Origin of the sequence: Staphylococcus pasteuri (genome assembly GCF_030547725.1) — a bacterium.
In the GTDB taxonomy this organism is placed as follows: domain Bacteria; phylum Bacillota; class Bacilli; order Staphylococcales; family Staphylococcaceae; genus Staphylococcus; species Staphylococcus pasteuri.
Map to the genome: position 1 here is coordinate 1 of NZ_JAUOQO010000174.1, position 308 is coordinate 308.

The following is a 308-nucleotide window of genomic DNA, read 5'->3' on the forward strand; positions in this document are numbered from 1 at the left end:
CCCATCAGGTGACTCTGGCCCTTGCGCGGCAAAACCGACGTCGCAGCAAGGGGCGGGCGACGGTTGGCACACAGGTTCTGCAATCCCAGGTGCTGCAATACCTGCCTTATGCGCCGACCGGTGCGCAAACCCGCGCAATCGCTGAAATTTCTGCGGATATGGCGCAATCTGAGCGGATGAACCGGCTTTTGCAGGGCGATGTCGGATCGGGCAAGACGCTGGTGGCGTTCATGGCGCTGTTGATCGCGGCCGAGGCTGGCGGGCAGGGGGTGATGATGGCCCCAACCGAGATCCTCGCACGTCAGCAT

1 protein-coding gene is annotated in these 308 nt (G+C 63.0%); it reads left to right on the forward strand.

Annotation, left to right across the window (positions count from 1 at the left end; translation table 11 throughout):
• The coding region (locus Q4528_RS13290; RefSeq protein ID WP_303521979.1) for a DEAD/DEAH box helicase at positions 1–308 on the forward strand (308 nt) is incomplete at both ends.